Source organism: Novosphingobium aromaticivorans DSM 12444 (assembly GCF_000013325.1).
Lineage (GTDB): Bacteria > Pseudomonadota > Alphaproteobacteria > Sphingomonadales > Sphingomonadaceae > Novosphingobium > Novosphingobium aromaticivorans.
This window is the reverse complement of the sequence record NC_007794.1, coordinates 59,690-81,678: the sequence shown is the minus strand read 5'-3', so window position 1 is coordinate 81,678 and position 21,989 is coordinate 59,690. Positions and strand designations below refer to the sequence as shown.

Sequence of the window (21,989 nt, the reverse complement as noted above, 5' to 3'; positions counted from 1 at the left end):
GGGATTGACGATGACCATCACCATCCGCGGCAGATTGCCGCTTGTCGCTTCCCTGGCCGCACTGGGCCTCGGGCTTGGCTTGCCTCTCGCCGTTCCGGTCGCTGCGCAATCGTCGACCACCAAGGCGACGACGCAGGTCGATCCCGAAATGCGGCTGCGGCGGATGGAGGCGGAAATCCGCGCGATCCAGCGCAAGGTCTTTCCGGACGGCGCAGGCAAGACCTTCGTCCCCGAAATCACGCCCGGGCAGTCGACGGCCGCGCCGGTCGGCACGCCTGCCGCGCCTGCGGTCAGCGACCTGCTGGCGCGGATGGATGCGGTCGAAGCGCAGCTTTCGCGCATGACCGCGCAGATCGAGGAAGGCCAGAACCGCGCCGCTCGCCTCGAAGAGCGTCTGGCAAAGCTCGAAGCCGCCGCCGCGCCGCCCCCGGCGGAAGAACCTGCGGCCGAAGCTCCCGCCGTTCCTGCCGCGAAGCCGGCGGCCGTCACGCCTGCTCCGGCCAAGCCCGCCGCTACCCCGGCGAAGCCAGCGGCCGGCAAACCCGTCGCACCGCCCGCCGCGCGTGTCGCAGCGGTCCAGGCGATCGAAAAGCCATCGACCGGCGATGCCGGGATGGACGAATACAGCTATGGCTTCCGCCTGTGGGAGGGGAAGTTCTTCCCCGAGGCGCAGCAGCAGCTCCAGATCTTTGTCGACCGCTATCCCAAGCACCGCATGATCAGCTTCGGCCGCAACCTGCTGGGCCGTGCCTGGCTCGACGATGGAAAGCCGGGAACCGCCGCGCAGTTCTTCCTGCAGAATTACCTGGCCGACAAGAAGGGGGCCCGCGCGCCGGACAGCCTGCTCTACCTCGGCGTCGCCATGGTCAAGCTGAAGGACACCGAGAAAGCCTGTGGCGCCTTCGCCGAACTCGCCGCGACCTATCCCGACGAAGTCGCCGGCCGCCTCAAGGGCCAGTACGATGCCGCGCGCGCCGGGGTGAAGTGCAAGTGACCCTTGGCGACATATGGGCGAAGGTGGCGAAAGCCTGAGCGGAGCAGCCTCGCGCTTTCGGGCGGACTGGCAGGCACTCGATCCTTCGGGCCGCGTCTGTCTTGCCGTATCGGGCGGGCCGGACAGTCTCGCCCTCATGCTCCTGATGCAAGAAGTTGCGCCGCGCGACTTCTGCGTGGCGACCGTCGATCACGGACTGCGCGCCGAAAGCGCTGCCGAGGCCGCGATGGTGGCGGGGCTCTGCGAAATGCGCGGCATCGCCTATCACACCCTGCGACTCGACCTTGCCGGTGGCAGTGCGGTGCAGGAACGCGCGCGCAAGGCCCGCTATGCCGCGCTTGCCGATCTCGCACGCCGGGACGGGCTGTCTGCCGTGGTCACCGCGCACCATGCCGACGACCAGGCCGAGACGTTGGTCATGCGCCTCAATCGCGGCGCCGGGTTGCGCGGGCTTGCCGGAATGCGGGCGGCCTCGTCGGTGCCGGGGGCGGGCGAGGTGCGGCTGCTGCGGCCACTGCTCGGTTGGCGGCGGGCGGAACTGGTGGCGCTTGTCGAGGATGCCGGCCTCGCCCCGGTGCTGGACCCGAGCAACCACGACCACCGCTATGAACGGGTGCGCATTCGTGACGTCATGGCGTCGACGAAAGCACTTCTCCCCAGCGGCTTTGCGGCGAGTGCGAGCCATTTGGCGGAAGCCGATGCGGCACTCGAATGGGCCGTCGAACGCTTGTGGCTGGATATCGGGATGTCGGCGGAAGGTTCCACGTGGAACCCTCCCGAAGACCTTCCGCGCGTGCTCGCACTGCGCCTGCTGGAACGGGTCGTCATGCACCTCGGCGGAACAGTTCCGCGTGGGCCCGATCTGGTCCGATGGCTGGCTACGCTGCGGGCAGGGGGCGTCGCTACGCTGGCCGGGGTAAAGGGCGATGCGCGGTCCGGTGCATGGCGCTTCAGCAGGGCTCCCGAACACCGGTCAGACCGCCGGCCAGACTAGCGGGCAGGTGGCTGAAAAACGCTGGTCTCGTTATATTGCGATTCACCCGGCCGACCCTACATTGACCGACAGATGCGCGATCTCGCGCGCGAATCCGGAAAGACCTTCGATGAACGACGACCAGCCCCAGGGCAATCCTTGGATCAAGAGCCTCCTCGTCTGGGGCGGCATCTTCCTTGCACTCCTGCTGGTCGTCTCGATGTTCGGCTCGCGGGTTGACCAGACCGCTGCGACCATCCCCTATTCGGCCTTCCGCTCGCAGGTCAGCGACGGCCTCGTCCGCTCGGTGGAGATCGCGCCTGAGCGCATTACCGGTACGCTCAAGAACGGTGGCCAGTTCGCGACCATTCCGGTCCCCGGCGACTCCGACCTGCCCAAGCTGCTGCAGGACAACGGCGTGCAGTATGCCGGCAAGGCGGCCGAGCAGCCGAACATGCTGATGTACATACTCGTCAATTCGCTGCCGTTCCTGCTGATCCTGGGCGTCGCGTTCTTCGCGCTGCGGCAGGTGCAGAAGGGCGGCGGGTCGGGCGCAATGGGCTTCGGCAAGTCGAAGGCCAAGATGCTGACCGAGCGTTCGGGCCGTGTCACCTTCGACGACGTTGCCGGCATCGACGAAGCGCGCGAGGAACTTCAGGAAATCGTCGAGTTCCTGCGCGATCCCTCGCGCTTTTCGAAGCTCGGCGGCCAGATTCCCAAGGGCGCGCTGCTGGTCGGCTCGCCCGGTACCGGCAAGACCTTGCTCGCCCGCGCCATCGCGGGTGAGGCGGGCGTCCCCTTCTTCACGATCTCCGGTTCTGATTTCGTCGAGATGTTCGTCGGCGTCGGTGCAAGCCGCGTGCGCGACATGTTCGAGCAGGCCAAGAAGAACGCACCGTGCATCGTCTTCATCGACGAAATCGACGCGGTCGGCCGCCATCGCGGCCACGGCCTCGGCAATTCGAACGACGAGCGCGAGCAGACGTTGAACCAGCTCCTCGTCGAGATGGACGGGTTCGAGGCCAACGAAGGCATCATCATCATCGCGGCGACCAACCGCCCCGACGTGCTCGACCCCGCGCTGCTGCGCCCGGGCCGCTTCGACCGGCAGGTCGTCGTGCCGATCCCGGACATCGAAGGGCGCGAGAAGATCCTTTCGGTCCACATGAAGAAGGTGCCGCTGGCGCCCGACGTCAATCCGCGCACCATCGCGCGCGGCACGCCCGGTTTTTCGGGCGCGGACCTCGCCAACCTCGTCAACGAAGCCGCCCTGCTCGCCGCGCGCCGCAACAAGCGTCTCGTCGCGATGCAGGAGTTCGAGGACGCCAAGGACAAGGTCATGATGGGCGCGGAACGCCGCTCGATGGTCATGACCGACGACGAGAAGAAGATGACCGCCTATCACGAGGCCGGGCACGCCATCGTCTCTGTCCACGAGCCTGCGTCCGACCCAATCCACAAGGCAACGATCATCCCGCGCGGCCGCGCGCTGGGCATGGTCATGCGCCTGCCCGAGCGGGACAGCTATTCCTACCACCGCGACAAGATGCACGCGAACCTCTCGGTCTCGATGGGCGGTCGCGTGGCCGAAGAGATCATCTTCGGGCACGACAAGGTCTCGTCGGGTGCCTCCTCGGACATCCAGTACGCCACGTCGCTGGCGCGCTCGATGGTCACCAAGTGGGGTATGTCGGACAAGCTCGGCCCGCTGCAGTACGAGGACCAGCAGGAAGGCTACCTCGGCATGGGCGGTTCGCAGCGCCTGTTCGTCTCGGACGAGACCAACAAGCTGATCGACATGGAAATCCGTGGTCTGGTCGACGGCGCACACGAGCGCGCGCGCGATATCCTCAAGACCAACGAGGACAAGCTGCATCTCCTCGCTCAGGCGCTGCTCGAATACGAGACGCTGACCGGCGACGAGATCAAGGAACTGCTCGAGACAGGTCACATCGACCGGCCGCAAAGCCCGAGCGGCCCCTCGCGTCCGGTCACCGCGCAGGGTTCAGCTGTGCCGCGCGCCGGCAAGAAGTTCGGCGGTTCGGCCAGTCCGCAACCGGCCTGAGCTTTCCGGCAAGGACAGAACAGGGGGCGGGGGGAAACTTCCGCCCCTTTCCATTGGTCAGCCTCGATCGACCCGATTCCCGCTCGTCCGGGGCTGTCGAAGGACGGATGAACGCGATTGGTGCGGTCGGGCGCTCAGCCGCCCGCTTCCACCAGGATGAGCACGCCGAACAGCATCAGCGCCGTGAAGGCGAACATGGAGAGGAACCAGGTCCTCCACCATGCGCCGAACCAGGTGACTCCGTAGGTTCCGCGCAATTGCAGCAGCATGTGGACCGGCGGGACCAGGGCGAGGAGTCCGAGGCCTGGGATGCCGACCTTGCTTCCAAGCATGGCCAGGATCGCCAAAAGCGTCATGAAGCAGAGCGAATAGGTGACGAAGACGGTGTGGTCATAGAGCCCGAAGCGGCGGCTGAAGGGGAACAGCAGCCACAGGAACGGCACCGAGATCGGGATCAGCGCCCAGCTCAGCTTGTAGCTGTAGGTCTGCACCTTGTAGAGCGCGAGGCGGGGGTTCTCCTTCCAGATGCGCACCGCTTCCGCGATCGCGGGCACGTCGCTTATGTTGTCGAGCCCCTCGGTGCTGACATTGCCGACGGTAATGCCGGTGGTCTGGAGCTTCTCGAGCGCGGCGATGTTGTCGCGCGTTTCCGCCAGCGCCTTGTCCACTTTTGCCAGTTCGGCGGGGTCGGTGGCGGAAGCCGTGCGCGATGCTTCGAGTTCGCGAAGGTCGTTGCGCTCCTGTTCGAGCGCGGCCGCGACCGATGTCTGCGCCTTGGTCCCGATATCGCCGCTGAGCGAACTGATCGTGGTGAACAGCAGGAACATGCAGAACAGGAACAGCGCGATCGGCGAGATATAGCTCGCGCGCCTGCCGTCGATGTACTCGCGCGTCAGTTGCCCGGGCCTGGCGACCAGAAGGGGCAGCGTGCGCCAGATCTTCCCTTCGAAATGGAACACGCCGTGCAGCAGGTCGTGGAAGAACGCGCCCAGCGTCTTGTGGACATGCGCGGCCTGGCCGCAGGCGTGGCAATGGCTGCCGATCAGCGCGGTGCCGCAGTTGAGGCAGGCAGTCTCGTGGGTGTGACCGGGTGCTGTGTGGTCGCCTGCTGTCGGCTCGACGGTGCGTGCTGCCGCCAGCGCTCCGGCCAGGTCCCCGCCGGTCATGTCCCCGAAAATGTCGGTCCCGCTCACCACTGTTCCCCCGCTGTTTGCGCCAGCATAGCCAGCCCCGTCGCGGCCCGCCACACCCTTGACCTTGCCCGATTTCACGGAAGATTAACCTTGAGAGTGCAGTCCGGCACACAAGAGGGTACAGGACGCACGTGTTCACACCGCGGGATCAGATGATGGCGCTGGCCGCCGCAGGCGGTGCGGGGGGCTTCGGTCTCCGCACGACCCCGCCCTCGCGCGCCGCTTCCCCGGCCAGCGCATCGCGGCTCCCGGCTTACCTGAACGGCCTCGAACGACACCTGACGCGACACTGGCGTCCCTTGGCCGCGCGAATCGAGCGCTGGTTCGCCGCAAGGGACCTGGCGCCCGACCTTGCCGAGGACATCGGCAGCGCCCGCTGGTTCCGCGGCTTCGGGACCATGCTCGCGCTGGGCGCGGCGGCGGTATTCTTCTGGCCGGATTTCGCCCCGCTCCAGGCCGCGCCCCTGACCGCGCTCGATTCCGCCGCGACCGACGAATTTCGCGTCCAGGGCATCCGCCCCCTGGCCTACGGCGCCGACAACGGGCGGCGGATGAACGCGACGGCTGCGGTCATCCCGCTCGCCGCCGCGCCCGAGCGGCCGAGCGTCGACCTGGCAGCGACGCTGGGCGCCGGGGACAGCTTCCCCCGGATGCTCCAGCGCGCCGGCCTGTCCAGCGTGGATATCGTCCGCGTCCTCGACCTTGTGGGCGGGCAGGTCAGCCCTGGCACCATTCCGGCCGGAACGCGCTTTGCCATCCGGCTCGGTGCGCGCACCTCTCCCGCGCAGCCGCGCCCGCTGGAACAGCTTTCCTTCCGCCCGCGCTTCGACCTGGCGCTCGACGTCCATCGCAGCGGCGGCGGGCTGACGCTCGCATCCAATGCCATCGCGGTCGACACAACGCCGATGCGCGTGCGCGGGATCGTCGGGCAAAGCCTCTACCGTTCCGCCCGCGCGGCCGGCGCGCCGCCTACGGCGGTGCAGGACTACCTTCGCGCCATCGACCAGCACATGGCCTTCGAGGAGATCGCGCCGGGCGACGAATTCGACCTCGTCTTTGCCAACCGCCGCGCCTCGAGCGGCGAGCAGCAGCCGGGCGACCTGATCTATGCGGGCGTGGTCCGCGCCGGAAAGCCGGTGCTGCAACTTCTGCGCTGGGGCAATGACGGTGGCTTTTATTCGCCGCAGGGCATGGCCGAGGGCGCGCAGGAGCGGGAGAGCTTCCTGGGCGCGCCGGTCAACGGGCGCATCACGTCGGGCTATGGCGCGCGCCGCCATCCCATCCTCGGGTACGTGCGGATGCATGCCGGGATCGATTTTGCCGCAGGCTGGGGCGCGCCGATCTACGCCGCGACGGACGGACGCGTGACCTTTGCCGGATGGCACGGCGGACACGGCAACTACGTCCGGCTCGATCACGGCGGCGGCATCGGCACGGGATATGGCCACATGAGCAGGATCGCGGTTGCGCCCGGCATGAGCGTGCGGCGCGGACAGGTGATCGGCTATGTCGGGTCGAGCGGGCTCTCGACCGGACCGCATCTCCATTACGAGATGTATCGCGGCGGGCAGACGGTGAATCCGCTGTCGATGGGGGCGATCACCACGCGCGCCACGGTCGATCCGGCGCAGCTTGCCGCGTTCCGGGCCAGGCTGGCGCAAGTCACCGCGATCCACGCCAACGCGCTTCGGTGATTGCGGGGGCGGCGGCGAGGGTCTAGTCACCCCGCCATGACCAGCTACCCGATGACTCGCCTGCGCCGCACCCGTGCTACCGCATGGAGCCGCGCGATGCACCGCGAAGTGCTCGTGACCCCGGCCGACCTGATCTGGCCGCTGTTCGTGACTGAAGGGGAGGGCGTGGAAGATCCGATCTCCTCGCTCCCCGGCGTCTCGCGCTGGTCGGTCGACGGCATTGTTGCCCGGGCGAGGGAAGCGGTCGCGCTCGGCATTCCCTGCCTTGCCCTGTTCCCCAACACCCAACCCGACCGTCGCAGCGAGGACGGCAGGGAAGCACTCAATCCCGACAACCTGATGTGCCGTGCCATCCGCGCGATCAAGGATGCCTGCGGCAACGACATCGGCGTGCTGACCGACGTCGCGCTCGATCCTTACACCAGCCACGGGCAGGATGGCCTGATCGACGGCGAGGGCTATGTCCTGAATGACCGGACGGTCGAGGTCCTCGTGGGCCAGAGCCTCAACCAGGCGGCGGCGGGCGCCGACATCATCGCTCCGTCAGACATGATGGACGGCCGGATCGGCGCGATCCGCGAGGCGCTGGAAGACGCAGGGCACGTCAACGTCCAGATCATGTCCTACGCCGCTAAGTACGCCTCGGCGTTCTACGGCCCGTTCCGCGATGCGGTGGGTTCGCGCGGATTGCTGAAGGGCGACAAGAAGACCTACCAGATGGACCCGGGCAATGCCGAGGAGGCGCTGCGTGAGGTCGAGATGGACCTGGCCGAAGGCGCCGACAGCGTGATGGTGAAACCCGGCCTGCCGTACCTCGACATCGCCTGCCGCGTGAAGCAGGCCTTCGGCGTCCCCGTCTTCGCCTACCAGGTGAGCGGCGAATACGCGATGATCGAGGCGGCGGTTGCCGCAGGGGCGGCCGACCGCGATGCGATGGTGCTCGAAACGCTAGTGGCGTTCAAGCGCGCTGGATGCTCTGGCGTGCTGACCTACCACGCAGCCCACGCTGCACGCCTGATGGGCGCCTGAAGGACCGACGCCACATGCATCCTGACGTTTCGATCATCCCGCTGAACGGCAAGACCCCGCGCATCCACGAGAGCGCCTTCATCGCACCCGGCTGCCGTATCATCGGCGACGTGGAGATCGGACCCGACGTTTCCATCTGGTACAATTGCGTGCTGCGCGGCGACGTGAACTTCATCCGCATCGGCGCGCGCACCAACATCCAGGATGGCAGCGTCATCCACGTCGACAGTCCCGCGCCGGGCAAGCCCGAAGGCTTCCCCACGATCATCGGCGAGGATGTGCTGGTTGGCCATCTCGCGATGGTTCACGGTTGCGTGATCGAGGATCGCGGCTTCGTCGGCCTTGGCGCGATCGTGATGAGCGGCGCCCATATCGAAAGCGACGGGATGCTGGCGGCGGGCGCGATGCTGACGGGCGGCAAGCGCATCGGAGCGCGCCAGCTCTGGGGCGGGCGCCCAGCCACCTACATGCGCGACCTGACGGAGCCCGCGCTGGTCGAGATGCAGCGCGGCGTGCAGCACTACGTCCGCAACGGCCAGGCGCACAAGGCCGCGGTCCTTGGCGCGTCCGAGGGCTGATCTGCCGCCTGCCGCGGCGTTGCTGGCCCTGGCCGACCCGGAAGGGCGGCTCGCAGTGCGGGTAACGCCCGGGGCGAAGAGCGAAGGCATCGAGATTGACGGCGGGCGGGTGCTGGTGAAGGTCCGCGCCAAGCCCGAGGACGGCAAGGCGACCGCCGCCGTGCAGGAGCTTCTGGCCCGCGCGCTGGGGCTGGCGCCTTCGAAAGTGGAAATGTTGCGCGGCGCAACTTCGCGCGAAAAGCTGTTCAGGATTCCGCGGGAAGCCTGAAAGCGATCCCTGCCATGAGCGCCGACCAGGCGGCGGCGATCCACAGGCACCCTTGCGGCAGACGGTCCTGCAGGAACGCGCCCAGAACCGCGCCCGCCAGCAGCCCGGACCAGAGCTGCGCCCAAGACGTCCACCCGGTCGCCCGCTCCCCGGCGAGGTGCGCGGCGAGACCCTGTCCGAGCTTGACCAGGGCGCCGGTCATGTAGGTCAGCCCGACCGCCACTTCGCCGCCGCGCTGGAAGGTGTTGTTGAGCGCGCCCATCGCCATGACGAGGCCGCAGAGCATCACTGCCGGCAATCCAAGGGCCCTGCCGGTCGCAGCCGCCAGCAGGAGCGTCGTGACAAGCGCCACCACCGCCGGCTTGCGAAAGGTTCCCGCGCGCCGCGAGACGAGCGCACCCAGCGCCACTCCGCCAACGAACCCCGCGATCAGGACCAGCGGCATCAGCGCGGTGGAGGGGCCGGTGCCGAGCGCCACGCCAAGCCGCGTGGTGTTGCCCGACATGAACGAGACGAAATAGCCGTCGGCGGAAAGGAACCCGACCGCATCGACGAAGCCCGCCATTGCGGCGAGCGCGATGGCGAAGCGGCGGCGGTTGCGGTCGTAGTGGATCACGCGGAGAGCCTAGCGCACGCGACCTTAAGCCCAAACCCTTCTTTGCAGGTCAGTCGCGGGCCATGCCCTTGGCCATCTGGCCGAGAACCTGCGCCATGGCGTCGGCGACCTCGGTGTCCTCCGGCGCAGCGTCGGCGATGGCGCGCGACATACAGTCGGCCCACTGCGTGGCCGTCTGGCGGGTGATCGGGAAGGGCTTGTGCATCGACATCATGCACTTGCCGGGATTGGCCTCGAACCATCCTCGCGGGCCGCCGCACCAGCCTGACAGAAAGCCGGCAAGCGCTTCCCGCATCGGCGAGAGATCCGGCGCGTGCATCGCGCGCAGTTCCGCATAGGCCGGGTCCGTGTCCATGAGGTCGTAGAAGCGGTCGGTGATGCGGCGCAGAACTTCTCTGCCGCCGATGCGGTCGTAGGGGGAAAGGGCGGGTGCTTCGGTGGCCAAGGGATCAGCTCCGGGAACAGGGATCGGAAGCCTTGTTCCTGCCCGTCCTTCGCGCGACACGCATTGACGGCGATCAATCGCTCCGGGGAAGCGCGCGCGATGCCAATCCCGCCGCCATGCTGCCAAGGACCGCTCCGATGGCGAGGTTGGTGGCGACCGCGTCCCACTGGCGGTGTCGCGTCCACTCGCTCCCGGTGCGGATCGAAGTCCACGCCATCTTGCCCAGCAGCGCGGCCGGAGCGGCGAGGAGCAGGTTCATCATTATCGTTATCTCCCAACAATCTGTCGTCGAACGAGCGCGTCCCGTCGCCGGTTCCCTAGTCGGCGATCAAGGCCTTCAGCGTCTCCAGCCGGTCGGCCTCGTGGGCGGGCTTGTCCGTCCGGATGCGGCTGATGCGGGGGAAGCGCATGGCGACGCCGGACTTGTGCCGCTTGCTGGCGTGGACGCTATCGAAGGCGACTTCGAACACCAGCGACTTGTCGGTTTCACGCACCGGGCCGAACTTTGCCACGGTGTGCTGGCGGACATGGCGGTCGAGCCACTTCAGTTCCTCGTCGGTGAAGCCGAAATAGGCCTTGCCGACCGGCAGGAGCTCGGCCCCCGCATCGGGATCGCCGTTCCAGCAGCCGAAGGTGTAATCCGAATAGAACGAGGATCGCTTCCCGCTTCCACGCTGGGCATACATCAGCACGCAGTCGATCAGCAGCGGATCGCGCTTCCATTTGTACCACAGGCCGGTGCGGCGACCGGCGACATATGGGCTGTCGCGCCGCTTCAGCATCACGCCCTCGATGGCCTCGTCGCGCGAACGACCGCGGATCTCGGCAAGTTCGTCGAAGCTTCCGGCCGGGATCACCTGCGAAAGATCGAAGCGTTCGGGATGGAGCTGCGGGGCCAGCGTCTCGAGCCGGGCACGGCGCTGCTCCCAGGCCCATTCGCGCAAGTCCTCGGCCCCTTCGATAAGGACATCGTAGAGCCGGACGAAAGCCGGGTAGTCGCGCAGCATGGCCTTCGACACGGTCTTGCGGCCGAGACGCTGCTGGAGCGCGTTGAAGCTTGCCGCGCCGCCGGTCTCGCCGCCCTGATGCGCGCCGCGCACCAGCAGTTCGCCGTCGAGAACGCAGGGCCGGTCAAGCGCGTCCGCGATTTCGGGGAAGGTGGCCGAAATGTCGTCGCCACTGCGCGAATAGACCCGCGTCTCGCCTGCGACATGGACGATCTGCACCCGGATGCCGTCCCATTTCCATTCGGCGGCGAATTCGGCAAGATCGAGGCGTTCCGCTTCGAGCGGATGGGCGAGCATGAACGGACGGAACAGCGGCAGCAGGTCCGTTCGCGGCGGTGGCGCTCCGTTCGCCGCCCAGTCGAACAAGGGCAGATAGGGCGGCGCCTGCCCGTGCCAGTACTCCTCGACGTCATCGACCCGCACGTCGAAGGCTTGGGCGAAGGCGACCTTGGCAAGCCGCGCCGAGATGCCGATGCGCATGGCGCCGGTCGCAAGCTTCAGCAAAGCATAGCGACCATTGACGTCAAGGCGGTCCAGAAGCTCGGCCAGGATGCCCGGTGCGGTGCCGCGCGTGGCCGCATGGAGCGTGTCTACCACTTCGGCGACGGAGGGCGCGGGCAGGCGGTCGCCGATGGGTTCCGGCCAGAGCAGGCTGGCGGTTTCGGCCGTGTCGCCGACATAGTCGCGGCTCAGCGTCCACAGCACCGGATCGATGCGCTCCGCCATGAGCGCGCGGATGGTGCTTGCCTTCACCGCCGGGAAGTCCAGCCCGTCGGTCAGCGCGGCAAGCGCCCACCCACGGTCGGGATCGGGCGTCTCGCGCAGGTAGTCGGCCAGCAGCAAAAGCTTCGCGTTGCGCGACGGGGTGAGCACGAGCGCGTCGAGCAGGGCGGCAAAGCGGTTCATGCAGGCCTTCTCCGCCACGCGGAGAGTGACCATCCCGAGCCGGGCTGGAACGGGCCAGCCTCAATCATCCTCGTCCTCGTATCCTGCAAGCGCCAGTGCCCGCGCCCGGCGCTGGGTGAGTTCGCACCATCGCAGGAGCGCCTCCTCCCGCCCGTGGGTGATCCATGTCTCGGACGGGTTCACATCCGCGATGGTGGCGGTCAGCTCGTCCCAGTCGGCGTGGTCGGAAATGACCAGCGGCAGTTCGACGTTGCGCTGGCGAACGCGCTGGCGGACCCGCATCCAGCCAGATGCCATTGCGGTCACCGGATCGGGAAGGCGTCGGCTCCAGCGGTCGTTGAGCGCCGATGGCGGGCAGACGATCACGGCATTGGCCAGCGCCGCCTTGGGCACGCCCGCCACCGGCCTGAGATCGCCCAGGTCGACGCCGTGATCCTCATAGAGACGGCACATCCGCTCCATGGCGCCATGGAGCCAGATGGTGTCGGCGAAGCCTGCGGCGCGCAGCTCCGCGATGACGCGCTGCGCCTTGCCCAGGGCATAGGCGCCCACGAGGACGCAGCGGCCCGCGTCGTTCTCGCGGGCGGCCAGAAGTTTGCCCATCTCCTGCGCGATGGGCGGGTGGCGGAAGACCGGAAGGCCGAAGGTCGCTTCGGTGACGAACACGTCGCAGGGCACGACCTCGAAGGGCGGGCAGGTGGGATCGGGGCGACGCTTGTAGTCGCCCGTGATGATGACCCGCTCGCCCGCGTGTTCAAGCAGGATCTGGGCGGAACCCAGGACATGGCCCGCCGGGTAATAGGTCGCCCGCACGTCGCCGCGCAGCGTAACCGTCTCGCCATAACCCACCGGCTGCGAGCCTGCCTCCATGACGCCATAGCGCAGCGCCATGATCGCCAGCGTCTCGGGTGTGGCGACCGTGCGGCCGTGCCCGCCGCGCGCATGATCGGCGTGGCCGTGGGTGACGAGGGCGGTGTCGACGGCACGCGCCGGATCGACCCAGGCGTCGGCCGGCACCACGTGAAGGCCGTGCGGTTCGGGTCGAAGCCAGGAAAAGGGCGGGGCCATTGTCATGAAATGGCCGGTCGCGGCTTCGGGTTCCAGTGCCCTTGGTGCCGGGTGGCCCTGGCGCATGCAGAAAAAAGGCCCGCCCCGAAAGGCAGGCCTTCTTCTGTCAGGTCTCGAGCGGAGAATCAGGCCTCGTCGGCGTTGGGTTCCTCGGCGGTGGTATCGCCCGCCTTGCTCTTCTTGCCCTTCTTCTTGTTGACCAGCTTCGGCGCGGCCGGGGTCAGCTCGAACGAGAGGGCGCCTTCCTGGCCCTCCTCCTGCTTGAGGCTGACATGGACCTCGCCGCCATTGGCGAGCTTGCCGAACAGCAATTCCTCGGCCAGCGGCTTCTTGACCTTTTCCTGGATCACGCGGGCCATCGGCCGCGCGCCATAGAGGCGGTCATAGCCCTTCTTCGCCAGCCAGGCGCGCGCATCGGCATCGAACTGGATGTGCACGTTCTGGTCGGCAAGCTGGAGTTCGAGCTGGAGCACGAACTTGTCGACGACGCGGCTGACGACTTCGGGCGGCAGGTACGCGAAGGGCACGATGGCATCGAGGCGGTTGCGGAACTCGGGGGTGAACATCTTCTTCACCGCCTCGTCGCCCGCGTCCGCCTTCGACACGTCGCCGAAGCCGATGCCCTGGCGCGCCATGTCCGAAGCGCCCGCATTGGTGGTCATGATCAGGACCACGTTGCGGAAGTCGACGGTCTTGCCGTGGTGGTCGGTCAGGCGGCCGTTGTCCATCACCTGGAGCAGGATGTTGAACAGGTCGGGGTGCGCCTTCTCGATCTCGTCGAGCAGCAGGACGCAGTGCGGCTGCTGGTCGATGGCATCAGTGAGAAGACCGCCCTGGTCGAAGCCGACATAGCCCGGAGGTGCGCCGATCAGGCGCGAGACCGAGTGGCGCTCCATGTATTCGGACATGTCGAAGCGCTGCAGCGGAATGCCCATGATCTGGGCAAGGCTGCGGGCAACCTCGGTCTTGCCGACGCCGGTCGGGCCCGAGAAAAGGAACGAGCCGATCGGCTTGTCCGGATCGCGCAGGCCCGCGCGGCTGAGCTTCATCGCCGAGGACAGCACCTCGATCGCCTTGTCCTGCCCGAACACGAGGCGCTTCAGGTCGCGTTCGAGGTGTTCGAGGACCTTCTTGTCGTCGCTCGACACCGACTTGGGCGGGATGCGGGCCATGGTCGCGATGACCTGCTCGATCTCGCGCGCGGTGATGGTCTTCTTGCGCTTCGAGGGCGGCACCAGCATCTGCATCGCGCCCACTTCGTCGATCACGTCGATCGCCTTGTCGGGCAGCTTGCGGTCGTTGATGTAGCGCGCGGAAAGCTCGACCGCGGTCTTGATCGCGTCGGGCGTGTACTTGACCTTGTGGTGTTCCTCGAACGCCGTGCGCAGGCCCTTGAGGATCTTGATCGTGTCCTCGACTGTGGGTTCGTTCACGTCGATCTTCTGGAACCGGCGCAGCAGGGCGCGGTCCTTTTCGAAGTGGTTGCGGAACTCCTTGTAGGTGGTCGAGCCGATGCAGCGGATGGTCCCGCCCGAAAGCGCGGGCTTGAGCAGGTTCGAAGCGTCCATCGCCCCGCCGCTGGTCGCGCCGGCGCCGATCACGGTATGGATCTCGTCGATGAACAGGATCGCGTGCGGCATCTTCTCGAGCTCGGAGACGACCTGCTTGAGGCGTTCCTCGAAGTCGCCGCGATAGCGGGTGCCGGCGAGCAGGCTGCCCATGTCGAGCGAATAGATCACCGCCTCGGAGAGGACCTCGGGCACTTCGCCCTCGACGATCTTGCGCGCGAGGCCCTCGGCGATGGCGGTCTTGCCCACGCCGGGATCGCCCACGTAGAGCGGGTTGTTCTTGCTGCGGCGGCACAGGATCTGGATCGTGCGATCCACTTCCGGCCCGCGCCCGATCAGCGGATCGACCTTGCCCGCCAGCGCCTTCTCGTTGAGGTTGACGCAGAACTGGTCGAGAGCGGTTTCCTTCTTCTGCCCCTTGGCGTCGGCCTTTTCTTCCTGCTGCTTGGGTACATCCTCCTCGGCGCCCTTGGGCGTGCGGCCATCGACCTGGCGTCCACCCTTGCCGATGCCGTGGCTGATGAAGCTGACCGCGTCGAGGCGGCTCATGTCCTGCTGCTGCAGGAAATAGACCGCATAGCTGTCGCGTTCGGAGAACAGCGCGACCAGCACGTTGGCGCCGGTGACGGTGTCCTTGCCGCTGGACTGGACGTGCAGGATGGCGCGCTGGATCACCCGCTGGAAGCCGGCTGTCGGCTGCGGGTCGGCCTTCTCCTGCGTCTTGAGCGACTGGTATTCCTGGTCGAGGTACTGGCGCACGACATCGCCGAGATCGCCGAGGTCGACGCCGCAGGCCTGCATGACCTGCGCCGCATCCGGATCGTCGATCAGGGCCAGCAGGAGGTGCTCGAGAGTCGCGTACTCGTGGCTGCGCTCGGACGCGTTGGCGAGCGCGGTGTGCAGCGTCTTCTCGAGGCTCTGGGCGAAACTGGGCATGGTACGGCTACTTTCTGGCTTGCGCCGGTGGGTTCCCCGTCAGGGCTTGCGAGGGCCCGGACCGAGAGAGTGCACACGCGTTATTAACCGCGGCTAAACCACGTGTGAGTGCGAAAACAGATGCACGCGGGACCGGTGCACCGGATACAGGAATGGTCGAGGCCATATGGTCAGGACCGATATGGGAATGCCGCCCGGCGAAAGGAAGGGCGGCGCGCATCATCCCGCGTCGCCCCGGTCGGGACCCGCCGTCGGCGGGCTTCGGAAAAGGGCCTCGGCGGCCGCGCGATGGGCAGTCGCCCTGTCGCGGTGATCGACGGTCCGCATGATCTCGAGTTCGAGCAGGCGGATGCGTTCGTTCAGTTCGTCGTGCGAATAGGGGTCGAGCACCTCGGTTGCCAGCTGGCTGGCCAGGTCACCTTTGGGGCGAGGGCGCTCATCTTGATCCATTGCGGACAACAATGTGCGCACGGCCGCCTTGCTGTCAACGCCTTGCATGGCTAGCCACACCGGAATTGGTATTCGATGCAACGAGGCGGTGGATGAACGGCATACCTGCGACGATGACGGCAATGGGATGGGATGCGCCGGGTGGACCGGAGGTTCTTCGGCCCGAAAACGTGCGCGTGCCGCAGCCAGGGCCGGGGCAGGTCCTCGTCAAGGTCGCTTTTGCCGGGGTCAACCGCCCGGACGTGATCCAGCGCCAGGGCTTCTATCCGCCGCCGCCCGATGCCTCGCCGCTCCCCGGGCTGGAAATTGCGGGACAGGTGGTGGCCATGGGCCAGGGCGTGACCTGGCCGTTCATCGGCACTGCGGTCTGTGCGCTGGTCGCGGGCGGTGGCTATGCCGAATACTGCATCGCCGAGGCCGACCAGTGCCTTCAGGTGCCTACCGGGCTGCCGATGGCGCAAGCTGCGGCAATGCCCGAGACGCTGTTTACCGTGTGGCACAACGTGTTCGAGCGCGGCATGGTGGCCGAGGGCGAAACGATCCTCGTTCACGGCGGAACCAGCGGCATCGGCTCTATGGCGATCCTCCTCGGCAAGCTGTTCGGGGTGAAGGTGATCGCCACTTGTGGCGGGCCGGAAAAGTGCGAGCAGGCGCTTGCCATCGGCGCTGCCCACGCGATCGACTACAAGGCTGCCGACTTCGTCGAGGAAACCCTGCGCCTGACCGAAGGTCGGGGCGTGCACATGGTGCTGGACATGGTCGCGGGCGATTATGTCGCGCGCAACCTCAAGTGCCTCGCCGACGACGGACGCCACGTGACCATCGCGGTGCAGGGCGGCGTGCGGGCGGAAATCAACATGGCCGAAGTCATGCGCCGCCGCCTGACGCTGACCGGATCGACCCTGCGGCCGCGTTCCAGGGCGTTCAAGGGCGCGCTTGCCTCGGAAATTCGCGATACCGTCTGGCCGCTGGTGGTCGAGGGGGCGCTGCGTCCGATCATGGACCAGACTTTCCCGCTTGCCGAAGCCGCCGCAGCGCACGTGCGCATGGAACAGGGCGCGCATATCGGCAAGATCGTGCTGGCGGTGGGCTAGGCACGAAAAAGGCCGCCCTGTCGCGAAGGGCGGCCCTTTCTTTCCGGCTTTCGGCCGAAAGAAGACTCAGCTGTCCGAGATGCCCTCGGCGCGGCGCGCGGCCAGCCACGCGGCGGCTTCGGCTTCCTGCGCTGCTTCCGATGCGGCCTTGGCCTGGGCCTCGCGCTCGGCGCGCAGTTCCTCGATCAGCGCGTCGCGGTCCGAACCGAGGCGCGAATCGGCAAGGCCGTCGTCCTCGATGCCGGCGCGCTTGGCGGCCTTGGCGACCATCGCATCGAGTTCACGCTGCGAGCAAAGGCCCAGCGTCACCGGGTCCTTCGGATTGATGTTGCCGATGTTCCAGTGGCTGCGATCGCGGATGGCGGCGATCGTGGTGCGGGTGGTGCCGATCAGCTTGCCGATCTGGGCGTCCGACACTTCCGGATGGTTGCGCAGGATCCAGGCGATGCCGTCGGGCTTGTCCTGGCGCTTCGACACCGGGGTATAGCGCGGACCCTTGGTGCGGCTGACCGAGATCGGCGCGCGCTGCATCTTCAGCTTGTAGTCGGGGTTGGCCTGGCCCTTGTCGATCTCGGCCTGGTTCAGCTCGCCCGAATGGATCGGGTCGCGACCGGTGTACTTCTGGCCCGCGAGATCGTCGGCCATTGCCTGCACTTCAAGGATGTGCAGCCCGCAGAACTCTGCGATCTGCTCGAAGGTCAGCGCGGTGTTGTCGACGAGCCACGACGCGGTCGCGTGCGGCATCAGCGGATACGTGGGCTGGTTGCTCACGGACAATCTCCCGAAAAAAGGCGCTTCCGCGAAAAGCGGATACAATAAGGGCCGCCCCTTGCGGAGCGGCCTTGAACCGCGCTGATGTAAGCCGCGAATGGCGAATCGGCAAGTTTTTGTTTGGGCCGAGGCCCCGATCAGCTCACCAGCGTCAGCGAAGGCTCGTCGGTGGCGTGCACGCGGTGGGCGAAGCGGCCGTCGACCTGCGCGCCCTGTTCGATGGTCAGCGCATCGTAGGTCACGTCGCCATGGATGCGCGCGCTCTTGAGGATGACCAGCTCGCCGGCCTCGATCGAGCCGTGCACCGTGCCGGAAAGTCGCGCGCTCTTGGCGCGGATCGCGCCGGTGACCGTGCTCTTTTCGCCCTGGACGAGCGCGGCGCAGGTGATGTCGCCTTCGACGCTGCCGTCGATGTGGAGGTCGGCCGTGGCCGAAAGATCGCCCTTCACGGCAAGATCGGCGCCCAGGACGGAGAACGTGGCGGCCATCGTGCTGTTACTCCCGGTGCTGTGCGCCTGCTCCGGCGCGGATTTCCTGAACATGCCTGTTTGCCTCAAGGAACGGGCGCGGATTGACCGGACGGTCGTTGATCCGCACCTCGAAGTGAAGATGAGGGCCGGTAGAGCGCCCCGTGTTGCCGATCTTGCCGATTTCGGCGCCTGCGTCCACCTTCTGCCCGACCCGCGCCTGTGTACGCGACATGTGGGCGTAGCGGGTGAGCAGGCCGTTGCCGTGGCTTACTTCCACCACGTTGCCATAGCCCTGGCGGACGCCGACGAAGCTCACCGTACCTGCCGCCGCTGCATAGATCGGCGCGCCGACCGGGCCACGGAAGTCGAGCCCGGCGTGGAACGCAGGGCCGCCGGTGAACGGGTCCGAGCGATAGCCGAAACCGCTCGATATGTATTCCAGGCTGGCCGGAAGCGTGTTCGGGATGCGGGCGAGGCCCTTTTCCAGCGATGCCATGCGCTCAAGGCTTGCGCCGAGGCGGGCGAAACGCGGATCGAGCGTTTCGTCGCGGCCGGTGAACAGGTGGATCAGCGGACCACCGGTCCCCTCCCGCGAGGCCGAGCGGATCATCGCGGGGTTGAGTCCGACGCGGCGGATGGCGGTTTCGGCAGCCACGGAGCGGGCATCGGCGAAGCGGGTCAGGCGCTCGATGAAGGCAAGCTGGCGCGCCTCGACTTCGGCCAGGCGGCGCGCTTCTGGGAGGACGGCGGATACTTTCCGCACTGTCTTCGCGGCCTCGCCGGTGCTGTCCGAAACGGTGCCACGGGGCAGGTCCTTGGGCAGTTCGCCGATCGTTCCCTCGATGGCCTTCTCGATGAAGTCCTGGCGGCGATTGAGATCGTCGGCCACGCCTTCGAGGCCGCCGCGATACTTCGCCACGCGGTTCTCGGCGGATGCGACGGCTGCTTCGCGTTCGAGCAGGGCGGCATGATCGCGAGCGGCGGTGAACTGCGACACGAGCGTCGCCGCCATCACCAGCACCCACAGCAGCAGCGCGGCGGCAATGGCCCCGGCGATGGTCATCTGCAGGCGCGAGGAAATGCGGATGAAGCGCACCTGGCCCTCGGCGCGCATGAAGAATTCGCGATCCGGGAACCAGCCGCGCACGCGGGCAACGGCTTCCCTCAGCCGCAGCGGGGCAAGTTTCATTACTGGCAAGGAAAGCGACCCCCGGCTGTTCTGGTTATTCGATCCCGTCGGCGCGGGAACTACCCGCCGGTCCTGGCCGAGGCGAATCCGATTGGGTCCGGTAGAGGCGAGTCGTGCGAGTCGCCCGACGAGTCGAGGGAACCTTGGTGCGTTTACGCATCCCGCGCCGGCAAATGCGCCAGCGAATCGCCTCGTCGGATGACAGATGCGGCCCGCAGTGGTAGGGCGCCGGCCATGTCGACACAGCCTGCAACCATCGCCGATTCCGCGACCGATCTGGTCGAGGGTCTTGCCCGTGCCGCCCGCTCTGCGCAGCGCCAGCTCGCGCGGATGGATTCGCCGGTAAAGGAGCGCGCGCTCACGCTTGCCGCCGCCGCGCTGCGTGCCGCCGAGGCCGAAATTCTCGCCGCCAACGCGCAGGACATGGCGAACGGCGCCGCCAACGGCCTCTCCTCGGCCATGCTCGACCGGCTGAAGCTCACGCCCGAGCGGCTGGCCGGCATTGCCGATGCGGTGGCGCAGGTCGCCGGGCTGGCCGATCCGGTCGGCGAGGTGATCAGCGAGGCCGCGCGTCCCAACGGCATGGTGCTGCAGCGGGTGCGCATTCCGGTCGGCGTGATCGGCATCATCTACGAAAGCCGCCCCAACGTTACCGCCGATGCCGCCGCGCTCTGCGTGCGCTCCGGCAATGCGGCGATCCTGCGCGGCGGCTCGGAAGCGGTTCATTCCAACCGTGCGATCCACAAGGCGCTGGTTGCCGGGCTTGCCGAAGGCGGCGTGCCGGCAGAAGCGGTGCAGCTCGTCCCCACGCAGGACCGGGCCGCCGTCGGGGCAATGCTCGGTGCCGCGGGACTGATCGACATGATCGTGCCGCGCGGCGGCAAGAGCCTTGTCGCGCGCGTCCAGGCCGATGCCCGCGTGCCCGTGCTCGCCCACCTCGACGGGATCAACCACACGTTCGTCCATGCCTCGGCCGATCCGGCGATGGCCCAGGCGATCGTGCTCAATGCCAAGATGCGCCGCACCGGCGTTTGCGGCGCGATGGAAACCCTGCTGATCGACGCGACCTATCCCGATCCCCACGGCCTGGTCGAGCCGCTGCTCGACGCCGGGTGCGAGCTGCGCGGCGATGCCCGCGCGCGCGCCATCGACCCGCGCATTGCGCCCGCCGCCGACAACGACTGGGATACCGAATATCTCGAGGCGATCCTTTCGGTTGCCGTGGTCGACGGGCTCGACGAAGCGCTCGCCCACATCGCGCGCCATGCCTCTGGCCATACCGATGCCATCGTCGCGGCGGACCAGGACGTGGCCGACCGCTTCCTCGCCGAAGTCGACAGCGCCATCGTCATGCACAATGCATCCAGCCAGTTCGCCGATGGCGGCGAGTTCGGCCTCGGTGCGGAGATCGGCATTGCCACCGGGCGGCTCCACGCGCGCGGCCCTGTCGCGCTCGAAGGGCTGACGACCTACAAGTGGCTGGTGCGCGGCAGCGGGCAGACTCGCCCCTGAGCGCTGCCGCCCCTCTCACCGGCCTGTTCGGAGGCAGCTTCAACCCCGCGCACGGCGGCCACCGCCGCGTCAGTCTTTTCGCCATCGGCGCGCTCGGGCTGGACGAGATGTGGTGGCTGGTCTCGCCCGGCAACGTGCTGAAGCCTGTGGCGGGCATGGCTCCGCTCGAGGCGCGGCTGGCCTCGGCAATGCGGCAGGCGCGCGGCACGCGCATCCGCGCCACCGCCATCGAGCGCGAGCTGGGCACGCGTTTCACTGTCGATACGCTGCGTGCGATCCGGCGGCGTTATCCCCGGCGACGCTTCGTATGGATCATGGGGGCGGACAATCTTGCGCAGTTCCATCGCTGGAAGGACTGGCGCGCGATTGCGCGAGAGATGCCGATTGCGGTGATCGCGCGTCCGGGATATGATGCGGTCGCCTTGGCAAGCCCTGCCATGGCCTGGCTGCGCCGCTGGCGCCAGCGGCCCGGACAGTTCGTCTCCGGCGCAATGCGGAGCGCTCCGGCGCTGACCATTCTTCGCTTCGATCCCGATACCCGATCGGCCAGCGCGATTCGCGCCGCCGACCCGGAATGGGCACGCCGATACCGCTCGGCACCAGTTCGCGATGCTGTCACGCATCGCCCTGTCAGGCGAGGAAAACCCTGACCGCGCAGCACCTTGCAGGCATGACCGCACCCGGGCGGTCATGCGAAACACTTGCGCGGTTGAACCGTTATCCCTTGACTCTTCAGCCACGGAGGCCATTTCGCGCGACATGACAAGCGTCCAACCGCTGTCGGCCAAGGCCGACGCCACCGCTCCCCAGACTTATTCTCCCGCCGCGTTGCACGATCTCGTGCTGAAATCGCTGGACGACGACCAGGCGCAGGAGGTGGTCTCCATCCCGCTCGAGGGCAAGAGCTCGGTCGCCGACTACATGGTGATCGCCTCGGGCCGTTCGACCCGCCAGGTCGCCTCCATGGCGCAGAAGCTGGCCGAGCGCATCAAGCAGAACGGCTTCGGCCATGTCCGCATCGAAGGTCTGCCGGCGGCCGACTGGGTGCTGATCGACGCGGGTGACGTCGTCGTCCACCTGTTCCGCCCGGAAGTGCGCACGTTCTACAATCTCGAACGCATGTGGGCCTTCGGAGACCAGGGCGCGGCCTGACCTGTCGTGAA

The 21,989-nt window shown here is 67.4% G+C and carries 22 protein-coding genes; 11 read left to right on the top strand and 11 right to left on the bottom strand.

All coding sequences use genetic code 11. The annotated features are described in order from the left end of the window. Positions 1-10 precede the first annotated feature (10 nt). The 3 genes from SARO_RS00395 to ftsH all read left to right on the top strand — a co-directional run bounded on the left by SARO_RS00395 (position 11) and on the right by ftsH (position 4,032). On the top strand, positions 11-994 hold the full coding sequence (locus SARO_RS00395; RefSeq protein ID WP_011443741.1) for a tetratricopeptide repeat protein: 984 nt from the start codon (positions 11-13) through the stop codon (positions 992-994). Positions 995-1,007: 13 nt separating this feature from the next. After that, positions 1,008-1,988, top strand: a complete 981-nt coding sequence (gene tilS / locus SARO_RS00390; protein WP_011443740.1) for a tRNA lysidine(34) synthetase TilS — start codon at positions 1,008-1,010, stop codon at positions 1,986-1,988. A gap of 109 nt (positions 1,989-2,097) precedes the next feature. Continuing rightward, positions 2,098-4,032: an ATP-dependent zinc metalloprotease FtsH gene (ftsH, locus tag SARO_RS00385; RefSeq protein ID WP_011443739.1), complete on the top strand. Its 1,935-nt coding sequence runs from the start codon at positions 2,098-2,100 to the stop codon at positions 4,030-4,032. A 134-nt stretch (positions 4,033-4,166) separates the two neighbouring features. Here ftsH and SARO_RS00380 read toward each other — a convergent pair whose 3' ends face one another. Beyond that, positions 4,167-5,303, bottom strand: a complete 1,137-nt coding sequence (locus SARO_RS00380) for a DUF3667 domain-containing protein (protein ID WP_234007381.1) — start codon at positions 5,301-5,303, stop codon at positions 4,167-4,169. Between the two features lie 77 nt (positions 5,304-5,380). Here SARO_RS00380 and SARO_RS00375 point away from each other — a divergent pair, with 77 nt between their 5' ends. The 4 genes from SARO_RS00375 to SARO_RS00360 are packed head-to-tail and all read left to right on the top strand — an operon-like array spanning position 5,381 to position 8,794. Then, positions 5,381-6,919, top strand: coding sequence for a M23 family metallopeptidase (locus SARO_RS00375; RefSeq protein ID WP_176929314.1), 1,539 nt, complete (start codon positions 5,381-5,383; stop codon positions 6,917-6,919). Between the two features lie 36 nt (positions 6,920-6,955). Beyond that, positions 6,956-7,948, top strand: a complete 993-nt coding sequence (gene hemB / locus SARO_RS00370; protein WP_011443736.1) for a porphobilinogen synthase — start codon at positions 6,956-6,958, stop codon at positions 7,946-7,948. Positions 7,949-7,962: 14 nt separating this feature from the next. After that, complete coding sequence (locus SARO_RS00365) at positions 7,963-8,526, top strand: gamma carbonic anhydrase family protein (protein WP_011443735.1); 564 nt, start codon at positions 7,963-7,965, stop codon at positions 8,524-8,526. Then, on the top strand, positions 8,507-8,794 hold the full coding sequence (locus SARO_RS00360; RefSeq protein WP_011443734.1) for a DUF167 domain-containing protein: 288 nt from the start codon (positions 8,507-8,509) through the stop codon (positions 8,792-8,794). The genes SARO_RS00365 and SARO_RS00360 overlap by 20 nt, the downstream gene beginning before the upstream one ends. On the opposite strand, the gene SARO_RS00355 is transcribed toward SARO_RS00360, so the two are convergent. The 7 genes from SARO_RS00355 to SARO_RS00325 form a co-directional block, all read right to left on the bottom strand. Further along, the gene (locus SARO_RS00355; protein ID WP_011443733.1) at positions 8,772-9,410 is read right to left on the bottom strand and encodes a YoaK family protein; all 639 of its coding nucleotides are present in this window, start codon (positions 9,408-9,410) and stop codon (positions 8,772-8,774) included. The genes SARO_RS00360 and SARO_RS00355 overlap by 23 nt on opposite strands. A 49-nt stretch (positions 9,411-9,459) precedes the next feature. Beyond that, entirely contained in the window at positions 9,460-9,855 is a 396-nt protein-coding gene (locus SARO_RS00350; RefSeq protein WP_011443732.1) for a group II truncated hemoglobin, read from the bottom strand. A gap of 73 nt (positions 9,856-9,928) precedes the next feature. Continuing rightward, complete coding sequence (locus tag SARO_RS00345; protein WP_041549844.1) at positions 9,929-10,117, bottom strand: hypothetical protein; 189 nt, start codon at positions 10,115-10,117, stop codon at positions 9,929-9,931. A gap of 55 nt (positions 10,118-10,172) precedes the next feature. Then, positions 10,173-11,768 (bottom strand): cisplatin damage response ATP-dependent DNA ligase, encoded by a 1,596-nt coding sequence (locus SARO_RS00340; RefSeq protein WP_011443731.1) that lies wholly within the window; start codon positions 11,766-11,768, stop codon positions 10,173-10,175. 60 nt (positions 11,769-11,828) lie between these two features. Then, positions 11,829-12,836, bottom strand: a complete 1,008-nt coding sequence (locus SARO_RS00335; RefSeq protein ID WP_041550581.1) for a ligase-associated DNA damage response exonuclease — start codon at positions 12,834-12,836, stop codon at positions 11,829-11,831. A 125-nt stretch (positions 12,837-12,961) separates the two neighbouring features. Further along, positions 12,962-15,340, bottom strand: a complete 2,379-nt coding sequence (gene clpA / locus SARO_RS00330; protein WP_011443729.1) for an ATP-dependent Clp protease ATP-binding subunit ClpA — start codon at positions 15,338-15,340, stop codon at positions 12,962-12,964. A gap of 219 nt (positions 15,341-15,559) precedes the next feature. Then, complete coding sequence (locus SARO_RS00325; protein WP_041550579.1) at positions 15,560-15,790, bottom strand: DUF1192 family protein; 231 nt, start codon at positions 15,788-15,790, stop codon at positions 15,560-15,562. 92 nt (positions 15,791-15,882) lie between these two features. Between SARO_RS00325 and SARO_RS00320 the strand changes: the two genes are divergently transcribed. Next, positions 15,883-16,884, top strand: a complete 1,002-nt coding sequence (locus SARO_RS00320) for an NAD(P)H-quinone oxidoreductase (RefSeq protein WP_011443727.1) — start codon at positions 15,883-15,885, stop codon at positions 16,882-16,884. A gap of 66 nt (positions 16,885-16,950) precedes the next feature. Here the strand turns inward: SARO_RS00320 and SARO_RS00315 are convergent, their stop codons facing one another. The 3 genes from SARO_RS00315 to SARO_RS00305 all read right to left on the bottom strand — a co-directional run bounded on the left by SARO_RS00315 (position 16,951) and on the right by SARO_RS00305 (position 19,314). Further along, positions 16,951-17,655, bottom strand: coding sequence for a DUF1013 domain-containing protein (locus SARO_RS00315; RefSeq protein ID WP_011443726.1), 705 nt, complete (start codon positions 17,653-17,655; stop codon positions 16,951-16,953). A 137-nt stretch (positions 17,656-17,792) separates the two neighbouring features. Further along, positions 17,793-18,143, bottom strand: a complete 351-nt coding sequence (locus SARO_RS00310) for a bactofilin family protein (RefSeq protein ID WP_011443725.1) — start codon at positions 18,141-18,143, stop codon at positions 17,793-17,795. A 7-nt stretch (positions 18,144-18,150) separates the two neighbouring features. After that, positions 18,151-19,314 carry a M23 family metallopeptidase gene (locus SARO_RS00305; RefSeq protein ID WP_011443724.1) on the bottom strand — a complete coding sequence of 388 codons (1,164 nt, stop codon included), beginning with the start codon at positions 19,312-19,314 and terminating at the stop codon, positions 18,151-18,153. Positions 19,315-19,548: 234 nt separating this feature from the next. Here SARO_RS00305 and SARO_RS00300 point away from each other — a divergent pair, with 234 nt between their 5' ends. From SARO_RS00300 to rsfS, 3 genes are all read left to right on the top strand, one after another. After that, on the top strand, positions 19,549-20,826 hold the full coding sequence (locus tag SARO_RS00300) for a glutamate-5-semialdehyde dehydrogenase (protein WP_011443723.1): 1,278 nt from the start codon (positions 19,549-19,551) through the stop codon (positions 20,824-20,826). After that, positions 20,790-21,476, top strand: coding sequence for a nicotinate-nucleotide adenylyltransferase (locus tag SARO_RS00295; RefSeq protein WP_011443722.1), 687 nt, complete (start codon positions 20,790-20,792; stop codon positions 21,474-21,476). The genes SARO_RS00300 and SARO_RS00295 overlap by 37 nt, the downstream gene beginning before the upstream one ends. A gap of 109 nt (positions 21,477-21,585) precedes the next feature. Beyond that, entirely contained in the window at positions 21,586-21,978 is a 393-nt protein-coding gene (gene rsfS, locus SARO_RS00290; protein ID WP_041549843.1) for a ribosome silencing factor, read from the top strand. Positions 21,979-21,989 lie beyond the last annotated feature (11 nt).